The sequence below is a fragment of the Campylobacter sp. RKI_CA19_01116 genome, from assembly GCF_025771405.1.
Lineage (GTDB): Bacteria > Campylobacterota > Campylobacteria > Campylobacterales > Campylobacteraceae > Campylobacter_D.
Genome location: NZ_JAKMQF010000007.1, coordinates 54,588 through 73,263 on the forward strand (window position 1 = coordinate 54,588; position 18,676 = coordinate 73,263).

General features: G+C 29.4%; 23 protein-coding genes. 19 read left to right on the plus strand and 4 right to left on the minus strand.

The annotated features are described in order from the left end of the window. Positions 1 to 4: 4 nt before the first annotated feature. Genes L8U41_RS06500 through mrdA form a run of 6 tightly spaced genes read left to right on the plus strand, consistent with a single transcriptional unit; the run spans position 5 to position 4,335 of the window. Entirely contained in the window at positions 5 to 493 is a 489-nt protein-coding gene (locus tag L8U41_RS06500) for a 3-deoxy-D-manno-octulosonate 8-phosphate phosphatase, YrbI family (RefSeq protein ID WP_039618077.1), read from the plus strand. Next, positions 484 to 990: a hypothetical protein gene (locus L8U41_RS06505; RefSeq protein ID WP_039628246.1), complete on the plus strand. Its 507-nt coding sequence runs from the start codon at positions 484 to 486 to the stop codon at positions 988 to 990. Before L8U41_RS06500 ends, L8U41_RS06505 begins: the two co-directional genes overlap by 10 nt. Then, positions 972 to 1,430, plus strand: coding sequence for a lipopolysaccharide transport periplasmic protein LptA (lptA, locus tag L8U41_RS06510; protein WP_263664123.1), 459 nt, complete (start codon positions 972 to 974; stop codon positions 1,428 to 1,430). Before L8U41_RS06505 ends, lptA begins: the two co-directional genes overlap by 19 nt. Further along, complete coding sequence (gene yihA, locus L8U41_RS06515; protein ID WP_263664125.1) at positions 1,427 to 2,026, plus strand: ribosome biogenesis GTP-binding protein YihA/YsxC; 600 nt, start codon at positions 1,427 to 1,429, stop codon at positions 2,024 to 2,026. The genes lptA and yihA overlap by 4 nt, the downstream gene beginning before the upstream one ends. Next, the gene (locus L8U41_RS06520; RefSeq protein WP_263728118.1) at positions 2,016 to 2,507 is read left to right on the plus strand and encodes a hypothetical protein; all 492 of its coding nucleotides are present in this window, start codon (positions 2,016 to 2,018) and stop codon (positions 2,505 to 2,507) included. The genes yihA and L8U41_RS06520 overlap by 11 nt, the downstream gene beginning before the upstream one ends. Before the next feature lies 1 nt (position 2,508). Further along, positions 2,509 to 4,335 carry a penicillin-binding protein 2 gene (gene mrdA / locus L8U41_RS06525; RefSeq protein WP_263702899.1) on the plus strand — a complete coding sequence of 609 codons (1,827 nt, stop codon included), beginning with the start codon at positions 2,509 to 2,511 and terminating at the stop codon, positions 4,333 to 4,335. Here mrdA and queA read toward each other — a convergent pair. The 3 genes from queA to tatB are packed head-to-tail and all read right to left on the minus strand — an operon-like array spanning position 4,328 to position 6,478. Then, positions 4,328 to 5,356, minus strand: a complete 1,029-nt coding sequence (gene queA / locus L8U41_RS06530) for a tRNA preQ1(34) S-adenosylmethionine ribosyltransferase-isomerase QueA (protein ID WP_263728119.1) — start codon at positions 5,354 to 5,356, stop codon at positions 4,328 to 4,330. The genes mrdA and queA overlap by 8 nt on opposite strands. Next, complete coding sequence (gene tatC / locus L8U41_RS06535) at positions 5,343 to 6,083, minus strand: twin-arginine translocase subunit TatC (protein ID WP_263728120.1); 741 nt, start codon at positions 6,081 to 6,083, stop codon at positions 5,343 to 5,345. Before tatC ends, queA begins: the two co-directional genes overlap by 14 nt. A 2-nt stretch (positions 6,084 to 6,085) precedes the next feature. Further along, a complete protein-coding gene (gene tatB, locus L8U41_RS06540; RefSeq protein WP_133319203.1) occupies positions 6,086 to 6,478 on the minus strand; it encodes a Sec-independent protein translocase protein TatB in 393 nt (130 codons plus the stop codon). 154 nt (positions 6,479 to 6,632) lie between these two features. On the opposite strand from tatB, the gene L8U41_RS06545 reads away from it, so the two are divergent. After that, positions 6,633 to 7,613 (plus strand): permease, encoded by a 981-nt coding sequence (locus L8U41_RS06545; RefSeq protein WP_133319202.1) that lies wholly within the window; start codon positions 6,633 to 6,635, stop codon positions 7,611 to 7,613. Between the two features lie 8 nt (positions 7,614 to 7,621). Then, positions 7,622 to 7,939, plus strand: a complete 318-nt coding sequence (locus tag L8U41_RS06550) for an ArsR/SmtB family transcription factor (RefSeq protein ID WP_263728121.1) — start codon at positions 7,622 to 7,624, stop codon at positions 7,937 to 7,939. Here the strand turns inward: L8U41_RS06550 and hemW are convergent. Further along, positions 7,936 to 8,985 carry a radical SAM family heme chaperone HemW gene (gene hemW, locus L8U41_RS06555; RefSeq protein ID WP_263728122.1) on the minus strand — a complete coding sequence of 350 codons (1,050 nt, stop codon included), beginning with the start codon at positions 8,983 to 8,985 and terminating at the stop codon, positions 7,936 to 7,938. The two genes, L8U41_RS06550 and hemW, sit on opposite strands and share 4 nt — an antisense overlap. An 80-nt stretch (positions 8,986 to 9,065) precedes the next feature. Here hemW and L8U41_RS06560 point away from each other — a divergent pair, with 80 nt between their 5' ends. The 11 genes from L8U41_RS06560 to L8U41_RS06610 all read left to right on the plus strand — a co-directional run bounded on the left by L8U41_RS06560 (position 9,066) and on the right by L8U41_RS06610 (position 18,612). Continuing rightward, entirely contained in the window at positions 9,066 to 9,536 is a 471-nt protein-coding gene (locus L8U41_RS06560) for an RNA pyrophosphohydrolase (protein WP_263728123.1), read from the plus strand. Further along, entirely contained in the window at positions 9,536 to 10,738 is a 1,203-nt protein-coding gene (locus L8U41_RS06565; protein ID WP_263664134.1) for an aspartate kinase, read from the plus strand. Before L8U41_RS06560 ends, L8U41_RS06565 begins: the two co-directional genes overlap by 1 nt. Beyond that, entirely contained in the window at positions 10,739 to 11,275 is a 537-nt protein-coding gene (locus L8U41_RS06570) for a HobA family DNA replication regulator (protein WP_263683147.1), read from the plus strand. A 41-nt stretch (positions 11,276 to 11,316) separates the two neighbouring features. Further along, positions 11,317 to 11,928 carry a DNA polymerase III subunit delta' gene (locus L8U41_RS06575; protein ID WP_263728126.1) on the plus strand — a complete coding sequence of 204 codons (612 nt, stop codon included), beginning with the start codon at positions 11,317 to 11,319 and terminating at the stop codon, positions 11,926 to 11,928. Next, the gene (gene folP / locus L8U41_RS06580; RefSeq protein ID WP_263728124.1) at positions 11,915 to 13,057 is read left to right on the plus strand and encodes a dihydropteroate synthase; all 1,143 of its coding nucleotides are present in this window, start codon (positions 11,915 to 11,917) and stop codon (positions 13,055 to 13,057) included. Before L8U41_RS06575 ends, folP begins: the two co-directional genes overlap by 14 nt. Before the next feature lie 2 nt (positions 13,058 to 13,059). Continuing rightward, positions 13,060 to 15,015, plus strand: coding sequence for an NAD-dependent DNA ligase LigA (gene ligA, locus L8U41_RS06585; protein WP_263728127.1), 1,956 nt, complete (start codon positions 13,060 to 13,062; stop codon positions 15,013 to 15,015). Next, positions 15,005 to 15,727 (plus strand): TlyA family RNA methyltransferase, encoded by a 723-nt coding sequence (locus tag L8U41_RS06590; RefSeq protein WP_263728128.1) that lies wholly within the window; start codon positions 15,005 to 15,007, stop codon positions 15,725 to 15,727. The genes ligA and L8U41_RS06590 overlap by 11 nt, the downstream gene beginning before the upstream one ends. After that, positions 15,693 to 16,544, plus strand: coding sequence for a bifunctional riboflavin kinase/FAD synthetase (locus tag L8U41_RS06595; RefSeq protein ID WP_263728125.1), 852 nt, complete (start codon positions 15,693 to 15,695; stop codon positions 16,542 to 16,544). Before L8U41_RS06590 ends, L8U41_RS06595 begins: the two co-directional genes overlap by 35 nt. Beyond that, complete coding sequence (gene cmoA / locus L8U41_RS06600) at positions 16,534 to 17,238, plus strand: carboxy-S-adenosyl-L-methionine synthase CmoA (RefSeq protein ID WP_263683142.1); 705 nt, start codon at positions 16,534 to 16,536, stop codon at positions 17,236 to 17,238. Before L8U41_RS06595 ends, cmoA begins: the two co-directional genes overlap by 11 nt. Positions 17,239 to 17,422: 184 nt before the next feature. Beyond that, positions 17,423 to 18,013 (plus strand): bacteriohemerythrin, encoded by a 591-nt coding sequence (locus L8U41_RS06605; protein ID WP_263664140.1) that lies wholly within the window; start codon positions 17,423 to 17,425, stop codon positions 18,011 to 18,013. 8 nt (positions 18,014 to 18,021) lie between these two features. Continuing rightward, positions 18,022 to 18,612 (plus strand): bacteriohemerythrin, encoded by a 591-nt coding sequence (locus tag L8U41_RS06610; RefSeq protein ID WP_263702882.1) that lies wholly within the window; start codon positions 18,022 to 18,024, stop codon positions 18,610 to 18,612. Positions 18,613 to 18,676: the final 64 nt, after the last annotated feature.

Consider the following 18,676-nt stretch of genomic DNA (forward strand, 5'->3'; position numbering starts at 1 on the left):
GATTATGATAGAACTTATTTTTTTAGATGTAGATGGTTGTCTAACAGATGGTAAAATCATCTATACACAAAACTATGGTGAGATTAAAGAATTTAATGTAAAAGATGGTGCGGCGATTGAAGCTTGGCAAAAGCTTGGTAAAAAAGTTGCTATCATTACAGGTAGGACTAGCGAGTGTGTGTATTTTAGAGCTAGGGATTTAAAAATTGATTTAGTCTATCAAGGTATTAGTGATAAACTAGCTTGCGCTAAAGAAATTTTAGAAAAATTAAATTTAGATTTTTCTCAATGTGCTGCTATTGGGGATTATTATAATGATATGAGCTTGCTTGAAGCAGTTGGATATAGCTTCAAGCCAAAAGATGCACATAAGGCTTTGAAAACTGATAAAGTTTTAAATAGAAAAGGTGGCAATGGAGCGGTGAGTGAGATGATTGAAATTTTAATTGAACATAATAATATGCAAGCTCAATGGGATAAACTTTGGCGATAAAAATTTTTGCTATATTAATGAGTTTATTCGCCTTTGTTATGGTGATTTTAAGTACTCAAGATCCTTATTTATTTGCCATAAAACCACAAAAGGTAGATGTGGCAAATATGCAAGCTTTTGATGTGCTTGATTATGAGTTAAATGCTAGTGTAATTAAGGCTACATATCAGGCAAGTCGTTGGGTAAAATATCAAGACAAAGATATTTTTGATGATTTTAAAGTTCAAGCGCTTGATTATAATTTAAGTTCAGATTTATTAGTAAGAAATGAAGAAAAATCCATTTTAGAAGGCAATGTAAGTTATTTTGATCATAACCAAACTTCTATTTTTACCCAAAAAGCAACTTATGATATGAAAAATAAAATTTTATTTTCTAATGATAATTTTAAAGCATATATAGGTTTAAATGAAGTTTTTGGGGATAATTTTTTATATGATGTAAATCAAAAAGAATTAAAAATTCAAGGAATAAAAGCATGGTTTTTAGAGCAATAATTTTTCTGTGTTTGTTAAATTTGTTCGCATTTAGTGCACAAAAAATAGAAGTTTACGCTAAAGATTTTTACTTAGATGAAAAAAATGAAACAAGTGTATTAACCGGTGATGTAGAAGTTAAAAAAGGCAACGATGTTTTAAATTCGCAAAAATTAGTTATTTATATGAAAAACAAACAACCCATCAAGTATATAGCTACTAAAGATGCTAAATTTAAAATCATGATGAAAGATAAAACTTATCATGGAAGCGGTGATGAATTTATTTATAATGTAGCTAAGGATACATATGAGATTAATGGTAATGCAAAAATTACAGAAATGCAAACTAAAAAAGAACTCATAGGGGATAAAATCATAGTAGATAGAAAAAATATGACTTATAGAGTAGTGAGTAAAGATAAAAAACCTGCCAAATTTGTATTTGAAGTAAAAGAATGATATTAAATGCTAAATTTTTAATTTCTGCTTCCAAAATAGACGAAGCACCACAACCTATATACACTGAAATCGCCTTTTTAGGGCGTTCTAATGTGGGTAAAAGTTCTTTGATTAATACACTATGCAAAAATAAAAATTTAGCGAAAAGCTCTTCAACTCCAGGTAAAACACAACTTATTAATTTTTTTGAAGTTGATTGCAAAAAAGATGAGGATAAATTTAAACTAATATTTATTGATTTGCCTGGTTTTGGTTATGCTAAAGTGAGCAAAAAAACTAAGGCTATTTGGAATAAAAATTTAGATGAGTTTTTAAAAGAGCGCAGTTCTATCAAGCTTTTTATCCATCTAATAGATTCAAGACATGAAAATTTAGATATTGATGCAAATTTGGATTTATATTTGGATTCTTTTATTAGAGCTGATCAAAAAAAAATAACAGTTTTTACAAAAGCAGACAAGCTCAATCAAAGTCAAAAAGCAAAAATTTTAAATACAAATAAAAATGCTATCTTAGTGTCAAATTTGAAAAAAAGTGGTATTGATAAATTAGAACAAAAAATCATTTTAGAGAGCTTGGGTTTGAATGAGGAGTAGAAATTTAGTAAAAAATAGATTTGATTTTTCTTATTTATTTTTTTATTTATCTTTGATTTTTTATCAAGTGCTAAGCTCTGTGTATTATTGGATGCCTCCTTTATTTGGGGTGTTTTTTTGTTATATGATAGTGCTTTTAAAAGAAAAAGAAAGAACTCTTAATAAGCTTGATTTTAGATGGTATTTTTCTTTGTTTTATCTTTTGCTAGTTGATATTATCCATGGATTTTATCTTTTTAGCTCATGGATAGTTTTTTTTGTTTTTTATCATCTTTTTGTCGATTGGTTTAAAAGCAAGTTAAAACTAGGTCATTATTTACTCGTTATATTTACTTTGTGTGCTTATATTTTTATCTATCTTTTTGATGTGTTTTTAGCATATTTAGATAATAATGAAATTTTAAAATTTGGTATTGAATATCTATGGTTTTTTGCTGTTGAGGCTTTGATTTCTTTTGTTATTTTTAAAGGGAAAATCTAATATGCGTATGCGTTTGGTGATGGGATTTATAGCTTGTTTTTTCTTGCTTTTGCTTGCTAGGGTGTATTATATAAGTATTAAATCTAATGTTTATTATGAAGAAATAGCTAAACAAAATGCCATTAAAACGCAATTTTTAGCACCTGTTAGAGGACAAATTTTAGATATAAAGGGTAGACCCTTAGCGGTAAATAAATTAGGTTTTTCGATCTCTATAAAGCCATATTTGCATATAAAAAAGAAAAACAGAGCTCTTTTAGAGCAAGAATTACAAGCTATAGTAGGAGCCTTTCCGGATTTAAATGCTACTAAGCTCAAAAGAACTTATATAAAAGCAGATTCTTATTATAACCAAGATTATATAGAAGTGGTTCCATTTGTAGAATATGATGCGATGATTAAGCATTTTACTAAGCTTAATTTGCGCGAAAACATGCAAGTTAAATCTACTACTCAAAGATTTTATCCTTATGATGCTTTAGCTAGCCATGTTATAGGTTATGTTGGAAAAGCAAATTTAAATGATATGAATGAAAATGAAATTGCAAGATTGACTAGCTATGTAGGGCGTAGTGGCATAGAGCGTTCTTATAATGATATTTTACAAGGTCAAAAGGGTGAAAAGGTTAGCAAGGTAAATGCATTAAATAAAGAAATAGAAGAACTTTCTTATAAAAAACCTACTTCAAGCAATATCACTTTAAGCATAGATCTTGACTTGCAAGAATACTTAGCCAGTATTTTTGAAAATTTAGCAGGTGCAGCTATAGTAATGGATGTAAAAAGCGGAGCTATTTTGGCAGCGGGTAGTTTTCCTGAGTATAATCTTAATCCATTTGTTACGGGTATTAGCCAAGAAGAATGGGATAAGCTTTCTAATGATTTAAATCATCCTTTTACTAATAAACTTATTAACGGTCTTTATCCTCCAGGTTCAGTTATAAAAATGGGTACAGCTTTGGCCTTTTTAGATAGTGGAAAAGTAAGTGAAAATCATAAATATTTGTGTGATTCTAACTTTGAGCTTGGCGGTAGAAAATTTAGATGTTGGAAGGCTATAGGTCATGGTTATGTAGATATGACAGATGCTATTAGGGAAAGTTGTGATGTGTATTTTTATAAAGGTGCTTTAGAAGTTGGTATTGACATTATTAGTTCTGTTTTTGAAAGAATAGGTTTTGGTGTAAAAACAGGAGTGGATTTACCTAATGAATTTATAGGAACAGTACCTAATAGAATATGGAAAAAAGAAAAATACAACCAACCATGGTATCAAGGTGAAACTTTAAATACAAGCATAGGACAAGGTGATTTTCTTGCTACTCCTATGCAAGTGGCTAAATTTACAGCTATGATTGCTACGGCTAAAAATATCACACCGCATTTTTTACATAGCGTTGATGATAATGTTACTAAGATAAATTTTGATAATAATGAAAGTGTTTTTACGACTTTTGAACTATCAAAACTTCCACTTTTAAGGCGTGCTATGTATGAAGTTGCTAATGAAGACGGTGGAACTACGGCAAGATTTTTAAGAAATTCACCTATTACCATAGCAGCCAAAACAGGAACAGCACAAGTAGTTGGAATTTCTCAAAGTGAAAAAAAGCGTATTAAAGAAGAGGATTTAGAATATTTTTTAAGATCTCATGCTTGGATTACTTCTTATGCACCTTATGAAAAACCACAATATGTAGTAGTGGTTTTAATCGAACATGGAAAAAGCGGTAGTAGTACAGGAGGGCCTATACTGGCTAAAATTTATCAAAAACTTATAGATTTGGGTTATATTGATAAAAAATATATCAAGAAAAAGACTAAATAATTAGCATTCCATCACCATATGAGTAAAAACGATAGTTATTTTCTATGGCTTCATGGTAAAGCTCTAAGGTTTTTTCTCTACCTATAAATGCTGCTACAAGCATAATTAAAGTTGATTTTGGTAAGTGAAAATTAGTAAGTAAATAATCAAGTCTTTGCGGGGTATTTTGTGGGTGTAAAAACAAATCACAAAAACCTTCTTTTAATTTTTTTCTATAATAATATTCTATACAACGAGTAACAGTGGTACCAACGCCTAGTATTTTCTTAGAAGAATCAATCAAAGCACAAGTTTCATCATCAATATGAAAAAATTCTGAATGCATTTTATGATCACGTATATCTTCACATTCTACACCTTTAAAAGTTCCTGCACCAACGTGTAGTGTGATAGTATGGATATTATGATTTTTTTTAAGTTCATCAATCATTGCTTTATCAAAATGTAAGCTTGCAGTAGGTGCGGCAACTGCGCCTTGATTTTTAGCAAAAATGCTTTGATAGTTAATGCTATCTTGCGCTTCATCTGCTCTTTTAATATAAGGTGGCAAAGGTATATGACCTATTTTTTCTAAAATTTCAAAAACTTCATGATGACTAAGCTCTTTTTCATCATTAAAAAACTCTACTTCTCTTGTGCCATCATCATGTAATTTTTTGATTTTAGCTTTTAAAGAATTTTCAAAATATAAAATTTGCCCTTCTTTAACCTTACCCCGAATTTGCACTAAAAATTCATTATTTTTTAAAGGATGGTTAATGAAAAGTTCTATTTTACTACCACTTTCTTTGTTTCCATAAATTCTTGCTTTGATGACTTTGGTATCATTAAAGATGATTTCACAAGGTGGTAAAATTTTAGCTAAATCCTTAAAATGCAAATGTGAAATTTGATCTTTACATCTTTCATATACTAAAAGCTTGGCATTTTCTTTGGGCAAAATAGGAAAATTTGCTATAAGTTCATTTGGTAAGTTATAATCATAACTAGAAAGCAAAAGATCTTTATCAATCATTTTCATCATCTTCTTTTTGACTAGGATTAACTTTTTTAGCTATGTAAATAGAAATTCCATAAAGTCCACACAAAGGTACAGCCATTAAAAATTGCGATATAACATCAGGTGGTGTCATCATAGCTGAGAAAACAAAAATCACTAAAACAGAAACTCTAAAATGTTTTTTCAAAAAAGTATCATCAATCAGTCCAAGTTTAGCAAAGAAAAAGGTTATCACAGGCATTTCAAACGCTAAGCCAAAGGCAACTACAAGTTTAGTAAAAAATCCCACATACAAGCCTATGCTGATTAAAGGTTTAAAATCTTGAGTTTGCACCCCAAAATCAATTAAAAATTTAAAAGCCAAAGGTATGACTATATAATAACAAAACAAAGCTCCAAGCGCAAACATAATACTAGCAAAGCTTACAAAAGGCACTACTAGTCTTTTTTCATTATCATAAAGTCCTGGTGCTACGAATTTCCAAAACTGCCAAAAAATAACCGGTAAAGAAATCAAAAAAGCTGTAAAAAATGAAACTTTCATTGCAGTAAATAAAGGCTCTTGTAATTCAACGAAAGTCATTTGTTTTGAAATTTCAGGTAAGGCTGCTTCAACGGGTGCTTTTAGTATATCTATGATATAACTATTAAAACTAAAGCATACAAAAAACATTACAACAACACAAGCTACACTTATAAATAATCTTTTTCTAAGTTCTACTAAATGCGGTTTTAATTCTTCAAACATTCTTAGCTTTCCATTTTTTGAGTATTTTTTTCATCTTTTTGAGTTTTTTCTTCTACACGCGAAAGTTCTTGTATATCTTTTTCTAAATCATTAATTTCACTTTTTAACTCTTTGGTATTATTTAAAATATCTTCTTTGAGTTGATCAAATTCTTCAAAACTCAGTTTTTTTCTGATATTTTCGTTAGTTTGTGAAAATTCATCTTTGTATTTTTGTGCTTCATCTTTTAACTCTGCTATTTTTAATTCTTTATTGATACTTGCTTTTGCTTCATCAATATTACTTTTAATGGCTTTTAAAATTTTTGCAATTTCAACTATAGTTGAAGGTAGTTTTTCAGGCCCAAGAACTAAAATAGCTATAACTAAAATAACTAAAATTTCTCCAAAACTCATTATTTTATCTTCTTTCGCTTAAATATATAGTTTGCATTTTACATAAAAATACTTAAAAATACTATTACTTCTATAATATTAATATATAAAGATATATTGATATATTAATATATTTTTGTTATGCTTATTTTAAAATGAAATGGAGTGAAAGATTATGGAAAAGTTATTTTTTATTTTTAAAGATTTTTTGATTTTATTTGTTGAAATTTCTATTTTATTTATATTAGTTAGCATGCTTATTGCTTATCTTAATGAGCGTTATGCTAAATTTTTCAATGAACATTTAAAGAAAGATTCTTTTGTAAGTTATATAAAGGCTATTCTTTTGGGTAGTTTAACTCCCTTTTGTTCATGTTCAAGCATACCGCTTTTAAATGCATTTTTAAAAGCTAAAGTACCACTTGGAGTATGTATAGCTTATTTGATAACTTCGCCTTTAATTAATCCTATTATAGTAGTGATGTTTGTAGTAAGTTTTGGCTTAAAAATCTCTTTATTTTATGTGGGATTTTTATTTAGCGTGATTTTATTTATTGCTTTTTGTGTTTCAAAAATAAACACTCAAAGATTTTTTAATGAAGACTTTTTAAAAAATGATTTAGAGCAAACTTCAAAGTGTTGTTCTAATGATACTTCTAAAAGTTTATGCTGTGAAAAACCTAGCTCTATTTTTGTTAAAAATTCTAAAATTAGCAGTAAAATTTTAAAATTTAAGACTAAAACAAAAGAAAATAAAATCAAAATATTATTTATGCAAAGCTTTAATGAATATAAAAAAATTCTGCCATATATTATTATTGGTATGGGTATTGGGGCTTTTATACACGGCTTTTTTCCGCAAGATTTTTTTCAAAATTATATGAAAGATTATGGGGTATTGGGTGTATTTATAGCAGCATTTATAGGGGTTTTGCTTTATATGAATTGCACTGCTATGATTCCTGTAGCACTAGCTTTAACTACCAGTGGAATTCCGCTTGGTATAATGATGAGTTTTTTAATAGCAGGAGCAGGGTGTTCTTTACCTGAACTTATTTTACTTAAAAGAATTTTTAAAACAAGCTTTTTGTTTTTATTTGCAGGTATGATTGTTTTTATTGCAATTAGTTTTGGACTTTTAATGTTTTTTATATAAGGAATTTTATGCAAGAATTTTTAAAAATAACAAGTGCAATTAACGATGAAAGTAGGATTTTAATCCTAGCTTTTTTACAAAAATATGGAAAACTTTGTGTGTGTGATTTGCAAAGCTCTTTAAATATGAGTCAATCAAGGCTTTCAAGACATTTAAAAATTTTAAAAGAAGCTAATTTTTTAGAAGTAGATAGACAGGGTGTTTGGGCGTATTATGGAGTAAAAGAAAATTTAAATAACTTTTGTAATGATATGCTAAAAAACATCAATGAACTTTCCATAAAGCTTCCTGAGCTTAAAAGGTTTTCTTGTGAATGCAAAGCTTAAGTGCTAATATACAAAGCCAACTCATCGCTTAAAAGGTAGTTAGTATTATAAAAAATTCCATTTTTATAAACTAGCTTTCCTTTTTTACTAAGAAACATCGCTTTTTCTTTTTCTAAAGGCTCTAGCTTTGTCTCATCCACGCCTATAATACTTCTAAGTCCTAAGAAAATATGCTCTAAGCGTAAATCTTTTGAATTTAAATTTTCAATCTCTCTAAAACAAGGATTTGTTGTATAATCTTTTAAACTTTTTTTAGTATAAAATCTTTGATTTTTTAAAAATCCCACCGCACTTAAACCACAACCTATATAGTCTTTTCCTTGCCAGTATGCAAGATTGTGTTTGCAAATTTGTCCAAAATTGCTGATTTCATATTGTTTATAGCCAAGGATTTCAATTGCTTTAATAAAATGCTTTGCAAGGCGCGGTGCATTTTTTTTAAAATGAAATTTTTTAGCAAATCTTGTCTTTTCTTCTATGGTTAGATTATAAGCACTCACATGGTTAATATCAAGCAGAGTAAGTTTGGAAATTTCATAATCAAGCATTTTTTTATCATCAAGTTTTGTATCGTAAATTAAGTCTAGATTGATATTATCAAATCCTGCTTTTTTTGCATTTTCTATACTAGTAAAAATACTTTTTTGATCATGAATACGCCCAAGAAATTGTAGTTTTTTTTCATGAAAACTTTGCGCTCCAAAAGAAATACGATTAAAACCTAAATTTTTTATCTCTTTAAGCCAAGAAAAATTACTCGAGTTGGGGTTTGCTTCTATGCTGATTTCACTATCTTTTTGCAAATAACTTTGTAAAAAAATAAATATTTTCTCATAAAAACTAACTTCCATTAAACTAGGCGTTCCACCACCTATAAAAACAGTCTTTATGGAATTTTTATCAAGTTTGAAAAAATTTAGTTGATATTTTATATCTTGCGTTAAAGCATTTAAATAATCTTTTTCAAAGTCCTTTTTCTTAAGTGAAGTAAAAGAACAATAAAAACACTTGCTTTCACAAAATGGTATATGTATGTATAAATGCATAAAACTTCTTTAAAATGTGATTATAAATTCGTATTTTTTTGTTAGAATTATATTATTAAAAAGTCAAGGATAAGAAAATCATGGAAAAAGAAAAAAAATATAGGCCAAATGTAGCCGCTGTTGTACTATCATCAGCTTATCCTTTTGAATGTAAAATTTTACTTGCTAAACGCAATGATATGGAAGATATATGGCAATTTCCTCAAGGTGGTATAGATGAAGGAGAGGATGTTAAAAGTGCGTTGTTTAGAGAATTAAAAGAAGAAATAGGCACAGATGAGGTTGAAATTTTAGCTGAATATCCTGAGTGGATTAATTATGATTTTCCAGCTAAGGTTGCACAAAAAATGTATCCTTATGATGGTCAAAGCCAAAAATATTTTTTGGTTAGATTGAAAAATAAAGCTATCATTAATCTAAACACTAAAAATCCTGAATTTGATGCTTATAAATTTGCTTCATTAGAAGATGTTTATGATATGATTAACCATTTTAAAAAACCTATATATATTAAGGTTTTAAAATATTTTAAAGAAAGGGGGTATATTTAATGCTGGTCGTACAAAAATATGGGGGAACAAGTGTAGGAACGCTTGAGCGTATTGATGAAGTTGCTAAAAGAGTAGCAAAAAGTAAAAAAACTTGTGATAAGTTAGTTGTGGTAGTTTCAGCGATGAGTGGGGTTACTAATGAACTTATTGATTTTGCTCACCATTTTAGTAAAAATCCTTCAGGTCGTGAGATGGATATGCTTTTAAGTAGTGGCGAACGCGTGACTTCATCTTTGCTTGCTATTGCATTAAATGAAATGGGTTTAAAAGCTACTGCATTTTCCGGACGCAATGCAGGAATTATCACAGATGATGTTTATACTAAAGCAAGAATAGAACACATTGATACTACAAATATTAACAAAGCCTTAGATGAGGGATATATCGTAGTAGTTGCTGGCTTTCAAGGTATTGACAAAATGGGTAATGTTACTACTTTGGGGCGTGGTGGAAGTGACTTAAGTGCGGTAGCACTAGCGGGAGCTTTAAATGCTGATTTATGTGAAATTTATACTGATGTAGATGGGGTATATACTACCGATCCTAGAATTGAGCCAAAGGCTAAAAAGCTAGATAAAATTTCTTATGAAGAAATGCTAGAGCTTGCAAGTTTAGGAGCTAAGGTTTTACAAAATCGCTCTGTAGAGCTTGCTAAAAAATTAAATGTAAAATTAGTTACTAGAAGTAGCTTTAATGAAAATGAAGGGACGATCATTACTAAGGAGGAAAATATGGAACAAGCTTTGGTTAGTGGTATAGCACTAGATAAAAACCAAGCAAGGGTTACTTTAAGAAATATCGATGATAAGCCAGGTATTGCTGCTGAAATTTTTGGGACTTTAGCAAATGAAAATATCAATGTAGATATGATTATCCAAAATGTAGGTTTAGATGGAGCTACAAATTTAGGTTTTACTGTGCCTGAAAATGAACTTGATTTAGCAACTAATGCTATGAAAAAAGTTTTAGGTGCTAATGCTAATATAGAAACAGATAGTGCTGTGGTAAAAGTTTCAGTTGTGGGTGTGGGTATGAAATCACATTCTGGAGTAGCTTCGGCAGCTTTTAAAGCATTAGCAAATGAAAATATCAACATACAAATGATTTCTACAAGTGAAATTAAAATTTCAGTTATCGTGCATGAAAAATATGGCGAATTAGCTGTAAGAGTATTACATGAAGTTTATAAACTAGATATATAAATGAGCAATAGTTTTTTAAAATTTACCCTAGAGCAAATCCGAGAAAATGGTACTTATACAAGTTGGTTAGAAGAAAGGCGTCTTGAGTGGTCGCCTTTGATCGCTTCTAAGTTAGCTTTGCTTTTGCAAGGTTATACTTTTATTGTGATTACTGATGATCAAAGAACGTGGTTTGAAGAGTATTTTTTAGGCCAAATTAACGCTAGTTCCACAAGACCTTTAGTGCCTTTTGTGTCTTTAAAAGGAATTTATAATAAAACTTGTAATACCCAAGAAGATATAGATTTGCTAAATGATCTTTTAAGTATTTCTTTTCCTAATGGTTATGCCTTTTTTTATATAGGAACTAATACAGGTTTTAAATTTAAAATCGCTAATTCTAAAGCAGAAAGTATGCTTTGGCTTTTTGATGAGCAATTGCAAAATAGCTTTTACCTTTCCTCGCGTGATAAGGAATTAGACTATAAACTCATTTCTTTATATAAAGTATTTGAGCAAAGCTTAGAGGCTGTGCTTTTTTCTAAGGTAGAAATTTGAATCTAAGAAATAAAATCATTATCCATAATGATTTTGAGCTAATGCAAGAAAAGCTCACAGAAGAATATGGTCAAAAAAATCTAAGATTTTTCATACCCAAAAATCCTGACTTAGAATTAAGACTAAATGACTTAACTTATGACAAAAACGGCCAAGCAACCGCAAAAGCTATTATGAATGAAAGTTATATAGCTGAAGCACAAGCTAAAATCATTGTTATACTAGCCAAGTCTTTTCGTGAAGAAGCGCAAAATTTTTTGTTAAAACTTTTTGAAGAGCCACCAAAAAATGTATATTTTATCATCGTAGCTCCTTCAAAAAATGTTTTTTTACCTACTATACTTTCAAGATTTATCATAGAAAAGCATAAAATTCAAAAAGAAAAGATGTCTTTAAATTTAGATCTTAAAAAAATGGATCTAGCTCAAATTGCTTCATTATTGAAACAATATGAAAATATAGACAAGCATGAGTGTTTAGAGCTAATTAGTGCTTTAAGCCATGAGTGCTTTAAACAAGATATAAAATTAAATGATGAAGAAATCGAATTTTTCTACAAAGCTTATGAGTTAGCTAAATTAAATGCAAAGCCAACTATTTTACTAAGCACCATAGCTTTAATTTTACACGAGAGAAAAAATGAAAATCATTAAAATCAATCCCAACACAGACTTTGAGCAAATTTCTAAATATATAAAGCCACATAAAGCAGGCGAGAAAATTATGAGTGAAAAAACTCAAATTCATTTTTTTCTTATCAAAGAATTAAGAGCACCTGCTGCAAATATACTCAAACAAGATGCGCTAAGGGTTGGAGCTGAGCTTGTAACACATAAAGAAGTTATACTAGGCAAAGAACATACCAATGCCTTGCTTATGGTAACACAAGATCAAGCTAAAAAGCTTATAGAAAAAGAAAAACTACAAGATTTTAAACTTAAAAATTTAGCACTATTTTTAAAGTCTAATTTCGCTAAACCCAAACACGCAAAAATTATGGGTGTGATTAATATTAATGAAGATAGTTTTAATGCTCAAAGTAGGGTTAAAGAAAATGAAGTTTTAGAAAAAATCGAACTCATGATTTCTCAAGGGGCTGATTATATAGATATAGGTGGGGTTTCTTCAAGACCTGGTAGTGTGTATTGTGGGCAAGAAGAAGAGTTTAAGCGTTTAAAAAATACCTTAGATTTGATCTATAAAGAAAAACTTTATGAAAAATGTATTTTTAGCTTAGATAGCTTTGATGAGTATTGTTTAGAATATGCTTTAAATAAAGGCTTTAAGCTTATTAATGATATTACCGGTTTTAAAAATGAAAATTTAGCCAAACTAGCTTTAAAATATAAAGCTACTTACACACTCATGCATATGCAAAATACTCCACAAAATATGCAAGATAACCCGCATTATGAAGATGTATTAGCTGAGCTTGATGATTTTTTTGCGCAAAAACTAAAAAGGCTAAGTGAGCTTGGTTTAGAAGATGTGATTTTAGATGTTGGTATTGGTTTTGGTAAAAGTCCTTGGCATAATATGATGTTAATCAAGCATTTAGAGCATTTTTTACGCTTTGAAAAAGAACTTTTAATCGGAGCTAGTAGAAAAAGTATGATAAATGCTTATTTTAGCTCAAGTGTTGAGCAAAGACTAGCGGGTACGCTTTATTTGCATTTAGAGGCTTTTAAAAATGGAGCAAGTATTATAAGAGTGCATGATGTATATGAACATAAACAAATGTTTGAACTTGCAAAAGCTATGGATGAACTTTCTTTGGAGTAATGATGACTTATCAAGAGTATTTAGAAAAGGTAAAATTAGCAAAAGAATGGATGAGGGCTTATTATGAAGATGATGAGCCTTTAGCAAGCGATGAAGAATACGATAAACTTATAAGAGAGTTAAAAGCATTTGAAACGCTTCATCAAGAAAAGATTTCTAAAGACTCTCCTACGCAAAATATCGCCCCAACTATACAAAGTGAGTTTCATAAACTTGCACATAGTGCAAAAATGTGGTCTATGGAAGATGTTTTTGATGAAGCTGAACTTAGAGCTTGGGCAAAAAGAGCTAAATGTGAGTTTGATTTTTTCATAGAACCTAAATTTGATGGAGCAAGTTTAAATCTTACTTATGAAAATGGTATTTTAATCAGCGGTGCTACAAGAGGCGATGGGGAAGTAGGCGAGGATATTACTTTAAATGTAAAAGAGATATCCAATATACCTCAAAAAATTCCTTATAAAGACAAGATAGAAATTCGTGGCGAAGTAGTGATTTTAAAAGAAGATTTTGAAAAAATCAATGAAAAAAGAGCCAAAGATGGCTTAAGTTTATTTGCAAACCCACGTAATGCAGCAAGTGGTTCGCTAAGACAGCTTGATACAAGCATTACAAAAGAAAGAAATTTAAAATTTTATCCTTGGGGAGTGGGGGAGAATTCTTTAGAGTTTAAGAAACACTCTGAAGTGATGGAGTTTGTAAGAAGTCTTGGCTTTTTAAAAGATGATTTTGTTTTTTGTGTGAAAACTTTAGATGAGGTTTTAGAAAAATACCATGAACTTTTAGAAAAAAGAGATCAAAAGCCTATGATGATGGATGGTATGGTTGTAAGGATAGATGATTTAGCTCATTGTAAGCTTTTGGGTTATACCGTGAAATTTCCAAAATTTATGACTGCGTTTAAATTTCCTGCTTTGGAAAAAACTACAACCTTACTCGGGGTTAATTTACAAGTTGGAAGAAGCGGGGTGATTACTCCTGTGGCGGTTTTAGAGCCTGTAAATTTAGACGGGGTTATAGTAAAGTCTGCAACCTTGCATAATTTTGATGAGATAGCTAGACTTGGAGTGATGATAGGCGATAGTGTAAGTGTGATAAGAAGTGGCGATGTTATACCTAAAATCACTAAAGTTTTTACCCAAAGACGCGATGGTTTAGAAAGTAAAATCACCAAGCCAACTCTTTGTCCTGAGTGTTTTAGTGAGCTTTTAGATGAAGGTGCTTTTTTAAAATGTCAAAACCTAGACTGTAAAGCAAGACTTGTAAATTCTATTATACATTTTGTATCCAAAAAGTGTTTAAATATAGACGGCCTTGGAGAAAATATCGTAGAACTTTTATTTAAAGAAGGAAAAATCACTAATATAGAAAGCATATTTTTCTTAAAATATAGTGATTTTGAAGGTTTAGAAGGCTTTAAAGAGAAAAAAATCAACAACCTTCTAAGCGCTATTGAAAATGCAAAAAAATGCCCTTTATCAAGGTTTATCACTGCTTTGGGTATAGAGCATATTGGAGAAGTGGCAGCTAAAAAGCTAGCGCAATCTTTTGGCTTTGAATGGTTTATACAAAGCTATGAAGCTTATGCAAATTTAGAAGGCTTTGGCGAGCAAATGGCTAAAAGCTTAGAAGAATTTACTCATGTTAACGCAAACCGCATTAAGCATTTTTATGAAATTTTGCATTTAGAGGATGAGAAAAAAGAGCTTATTATAAATGAAAATATTTCTAATAAAACCTTTGTTATCACAGGAACTTTAAGCAAATCACGCGATCATTTTAAAGAGCTAATCGAAAGCTTTGGAGCAAAGGTAAGCTCAAGTGTGTCTAAAAAAACTGACTTTGTATTATATGGAAGTGAAGCAGGCTCAAAGCTTGAAAAGGCTCAAAGTTTAGGGGTTAAGTGCATCAATGAAGCTGAGTTTAATGCTCTTTTAGGTGGTGATGATGAGGTTTGATGTCTTTGTAAGTGCAAAGTTAAACATTTCTCGTAATAAAGCTTGTGAGCTTATAGAAAACAAGCAAATTTTACTCAATGGCGAGTTTAAAAAAACCTCTTTTAAAATCACATCTCAAAGCCCCTTAGAAGATGAGAGTTTAAAACTAACGCTTTTAGAAGAGCTTTTTGTAAGTAGGGCTGCTTTTAAACTCAAGCGTTTTTTACAAGAGCATACATTTACTATAAAAGATAAAATTTGTTTAGATATAGGCTCATCGACTGGAGGTTTTGTGCAAATTTTACATCAAAACAAGGCTAAACATATCACAGCTTTGGATGTAGGTTCTAATCAACTTCATGAGAGTTTAAGAAATTTAGAAAATATCCAAATTTGTGAAAACACCGATTTGCGTGAGTTTAAAAGTGAAATTTTATATGATGTTATCACTTGTGATGTGAGTTTTATATCTTTAACACATTTAATTTTTCATATAGATAAACTTGCTAAAGATCTTATCATTTTACTTTTTAAACCTCAATTTGAAGTAGGTAAAAATGCTAAGCGTGATAAAAACGGAGTGGTAAAAGATATAAAAGCTATTAAAACTGCCAAAGAAAGCTTTGAAAAAGCCTGTGCAAAGCTTGGTTGGATTTTGCAAGCAAGTCAAGAGTCGCACTTAAAGGGAAAAGAAGGCAATGTTGAGTTTTTCTACGCCTATAGAAAAAACTAAAATCACGAGCTTAGCCATAGGGCGTTTTGATGGTATGCATTTGGGGCATTATGAGCTTTTTAAGCATTTAGATGAAAATGGAGCTTTGTTTATCATCACTAAAGAGGAAAAAGAAGCCTTAACACCTAAGGATTTTAGAGTAAATTTGGTTGATTTTCCTTTGATTTTTTGTGATTTTGAAAAAATCAAAAATTACAAAGGCGAGGATTTTTTAAAGCTTTTAAAGCAAGAATTTCCCAAACTAGAAAAAATCATCGTAGGTTATGATTTTAAATTTGGTAAAGAAAGAAAATGTAGCGCCAAAGATATACAAAGCCTTTGTGGTATAAACACTATCATTGTAGATGAGTTTAAAATTCAAAACAAAAGCGTTCATACAAGTATGATTAAAACCTTACTTAAAGAAGCTAAAGTTAAAGAAGCTAAAAATTTCCTAGGTAGGTTTTATACTATACAGGCAAATATCATCAAAGGGCAAGGCATAGGTGCTAAAGAGCTTTTTGCAACTTTAAATTTATGCGTCAAAGACTTCTTTTTACCTAAAGATGGTGTATATGTGACTTTGGTAAAGATTGAAAATAAAAGTTATCATAGTGTAAGTTTTATAGGTATAAGATCTACTGATGAAAATTTTGCTTTAGAAACGCATATTTTAGATGAAAATTTCACAAACACAAAAGCAATTTCAGTTGAGTTAAGCTTTATTGACTATATAAGAGCTAATGAGAAATTCAATGATTTAGCCTTATTAAAAACACAAATTAGTAAAGATATTAACAAAGCAAAAGAAATTTTAGGAAAATTAAATGAAAGATGAAATTTTTAAAAAACCCTTAGAAAAACAATTTGAATTTGATAAAAGTGTAGCAAGCGTTTTTGATGATATGGTGTCAAGGTCCGTGCCTTTTTATACGCAAAATTTAAAACTCATAGTCGAACTCATAGATCATTTTACACCGCAAAATGCAAGAATTTGTGATCTTGGTTGTTCTACGGCTAGTTTATTGCTTGCACTTTATGAAAAAAGAAAAGATTTTCTTTTAAGTGGGGTTGATGAGGCTAATGCTATGCTAGAGATTGCTAAAAGTAAATGCCAAGCCTTTGGAGCTAGGGTGGAATTTCATCAAAAAAATTTAGATGATTTTGAGTTTTTTAAAAATGATGTTTTCATCGCCACCTACACTTTGCAGTTTATCCGCCCACCCAAAAGACAAGAGTTAGTTGATAAAATCTATCAAAACCTAAATGAAAATGGTATATTTGTGCTTAGCGAAAAAATTCTTTATGAAGATGTCAAAATAGCTAAAAAAATGATACAAATTTATGAGCAGTATAAACTAGAGCAAGGTTATAGTAAGCTAGAAATTTCAAGCAAACGAGAAGCTTTGGAAAATGTTCTCATACCTTATACTCAAAATGAAAACATAGCCATGCTTAAAAAAGCAGGATTTTCTAAAGTAGAAAGTGTTTTTAAATGGGTAAATTTTGAAACATTCATAGCTTTTAAATAAAATATTTTCAATATAAAAGTTAAAAATATTAGCTTAAAAATTATATTTATAATTATAAATATCTTACAAATTAATTTTTCTACTATTGCAAACATTTATAATTTATTATATAATTTGGTTATTTTGTTATACTTATTTATGTTTATTTTTTGGTTGTATTTTTTTTATTAAAAAAAGGGCTTTTATGATTAAATGGTCGAAAGAATATAGCGTGCATAATAAAACCATTGATGAGCAGCATAAAGTTTTATTTGATATAGCCAAAAAGGCTTATCTTATAGCAGAAAATCATGCAAGTATTAGTGAAATCAAAAGTGTTTTGATTGAGCTTTTTGAGTATATTAAAACTCATTTTAAAGATGAGGAAGCTCATATGCAAAATATTGCTTATCCTGGATTAGAGCAACATAGAAAAATCCATCAAGAAATTACAACTTCATTAATCTCTTTAGTGAAAAACATTAAAACTGTAAATGATTTCAAAGAAAAACTTAATGTAATTACAGAAAAATGGCTTGTAGAACATATATTAAAAGAAGATATGAAATATCATAGATATGAAAAACAAAAACAACAAAAAACCGATGAGGTAGATTTTGATAAGGATGAAAATTTAACTGTAGAGCATTTTGTTGAAGAAACACCAAAATATGTTGTTTATATTTGTGGTTGTGTAAATGAAAAGCATAAAATCCCTCATCGTGTTCATTTACAAATTCTTAATGGTGTAAAATATAACTGCAAAGTTTGTAAAAAAAATATTCGCATTGCTTAGGATGTCTTATGGAAGCATTTCCAATATGGAATGAAAAATTCAGCATTGAAAATGCAGATATTGATTTGCAACATCAAACTCTTTTTGCTTTAGCAGAAAAAACCGCTAATCTTTTAAATAGACATATTTATAAAGCAGAAGTCAAGGAATTATTGGGTGATTTTTTTGATTATATGCGAACCCATTTTAAAGATGAAGAAGATTATATGTATTCTATAAATTATCCGTATTTATCAGAACACAAAGCAATGCATAAGAAAATTATCAAAGACATGAGTGTATTGCTTAGTGAATGTTCTAGTACAAATGATCTTAAAGAAAAGCTATATAAGATAGTTTCAGTATGGCTTTTAGAGCATATAGTGGAACATGACATGAGAATTAGTAAATTTAAAAAAAGTTTAGATAAAAAAGATTTAAATCAAAAACAGGTGCAAGAGAGCAGTGATAAATTTGAGTATATTTGCGCTTGTAAGGATATGATTCACAAGCTTGATTATGGTTTGCATATAAAAATTAAGTATTTAAATATTGCTTACAAATGTAAAAAATGTTCAAAAGAGCTAATTTTTAATTTTATGGATGAAAATTTAAGTTAAAAATATTTTTGGTGTAAAATACTATAAATTAAGCTTTTGGATTGAATTTAATATTTAAGATAAT

Excerpts from the sequence above, each read along its gene's own strand:
- tatB (WP_133319203.1), bottom strand. The coding sequence starts at position 6,478 with ATGAGTTTTGGAGAAATTTTAGTTATTTTAGTTATAGCTATTTTAGTT.
- L8U41_RS06610 (WP_263702882.1), top strand. The coding sequence starts at position 18,022 with ATGGAAGCATTTCCAATATGGAATGAAAAATTCAGCATTGAAAATGCA.
- L8U41_RS06500 (WP_039618077.1), top strand. The coding sequence starts at position 5 with ATGATAGAACTTATTTTTTTAGATGTAGATGGTTGTCTAACAGATGGT.
- L8U41_RS06575 (WP_263728126.1), top strand. The coding sequence starts at position 11,317 with ATGCAAGAAAAGCTCACAGAAGAATATGGTCAAAAAAATCTAAGATTT.
- L8U41_RS06590 (WP_263728128.1), top strand. The coding sequence starts at position 15,005 with ATGAGGTTTGATGTCTTTGTAAGTGCAAAGTTAAACATTTCTCGTAAT.
- L8U41_RS06550 (WP_263728121.1), top strand. The coding sequence starts at position 7,622 with ATGCAAGAATTTTTAAAAATAACAAGTGCAATTAACGATGAAAGTAGG.
- queA (WP_263728119.1), bottom strand. The coding sequence starts at position 5,356 with ATGAAAATGATTGATAAAGATCTTTTGCTTTCTAGTTATGATTATAAC.
- hemW (WP_263728122.1), bottom strand. The coding sequence starts at position 8,985 with ATGCATTTATACATACATATACCATTTTGTGAAAGCAAGTGTTTTTAT.
- folP (WP_263728124.1), top strand. The coding sequence starts at position 11,915 with ATGAAAATCATTAAAATCAATCCCAACACAGACTTTGAGCAAATTTCT.
- L8U41_RS06570 (WP_263683147.1), top strand. The coding sequence starts at position 10,739 with ATGAGCAATAGTTTTTTAAAATTTACCCTAGAGCAAATCCGAGAAAAT.
- lptA (WP_263664123.1), top strand. The coding sequence starts at position 972 with ATGGTTTTTAGAGCAATAATTTTTCTGTGTTTGTTAAATTTGTTCGCA.
- cmoA (WP_263683142.1), top strand. The coding sequence starts at position 16,534 with ATGAAAGATGAAATTTTTAAAAAACCCTTAGAAAAACAATTTGAATTT.
- L8U41_RS06605 (WP_263664140.1), top strand. The coding sequence starts at position 17,423 with ATGATTAAATGGTCGAAAGAATATAGCGTGCATAATAAAACCATTGAT.
- L8U41_RS06565 (WP_263664134.1), top strand. The coding sequence starts at position 9,536 with ATGCTGGTCGTACAAAAATATGGGGGAACAAGTGTAGGAACGCTTGAG.
- L8U41_RS06560 (WP_263728123.1), top strand. The coding sequence starts at position 9,066 with ATGGAAAAAGAAAAAAAATATAGGCCAAATGTAGCCGCTGTTGTACTA.
- L8U41_RS06520 (WP_263728118.1), top strand. The coding sequence starts at position 2,016 with ATGAGGAGTAGAAATTTAGTAAAAAATAGATTTGATTTTTCTTATTTA.
- L8U41_RS06595 (WP_263728125.1), top strand. The coding sequence starts at position 15,693 with ATGTTGAGTTTTTCTACGCCTATAGAAAAAACTAAAATCACGAGCTTA.
- yihA (WP_263664125.1), top strand. The coding sequence starts at position 1,427 with ATGATATTAAATGCTAAATTTTTAATTTCTGCTTCCAAAATAGACGAA.
- ligA (WP_263728127.1), top strand. The coding sequence starts at position 13,060 with ATGACTTATCAAGAGTATTTAGAAAAGGTAAAATTAGCAAAAGAATGG.
- L8U41_RS06545 (WP_133319202.1), top strand. The coding sequence starts at position 6,633 with ATGGAAAAGTTATTTTTTATTTTTAAAGATTTTTTGATTTTATTTGTT.
- tatC (WP_263728120.1), bottom strand. The coding sequence starts at position 6,083 with ATGTTTGAAGAATTAAAACCGCATTTAGTAGAACTTAGAAAAAGATTA.
- mrdA (WP_263702899.1), top strand. The coding sequence starts at position 2,509 with ATGCGTATGCGTTTGGTGATGGGATTTATAGCTTGTTTTTTCTTGCTT.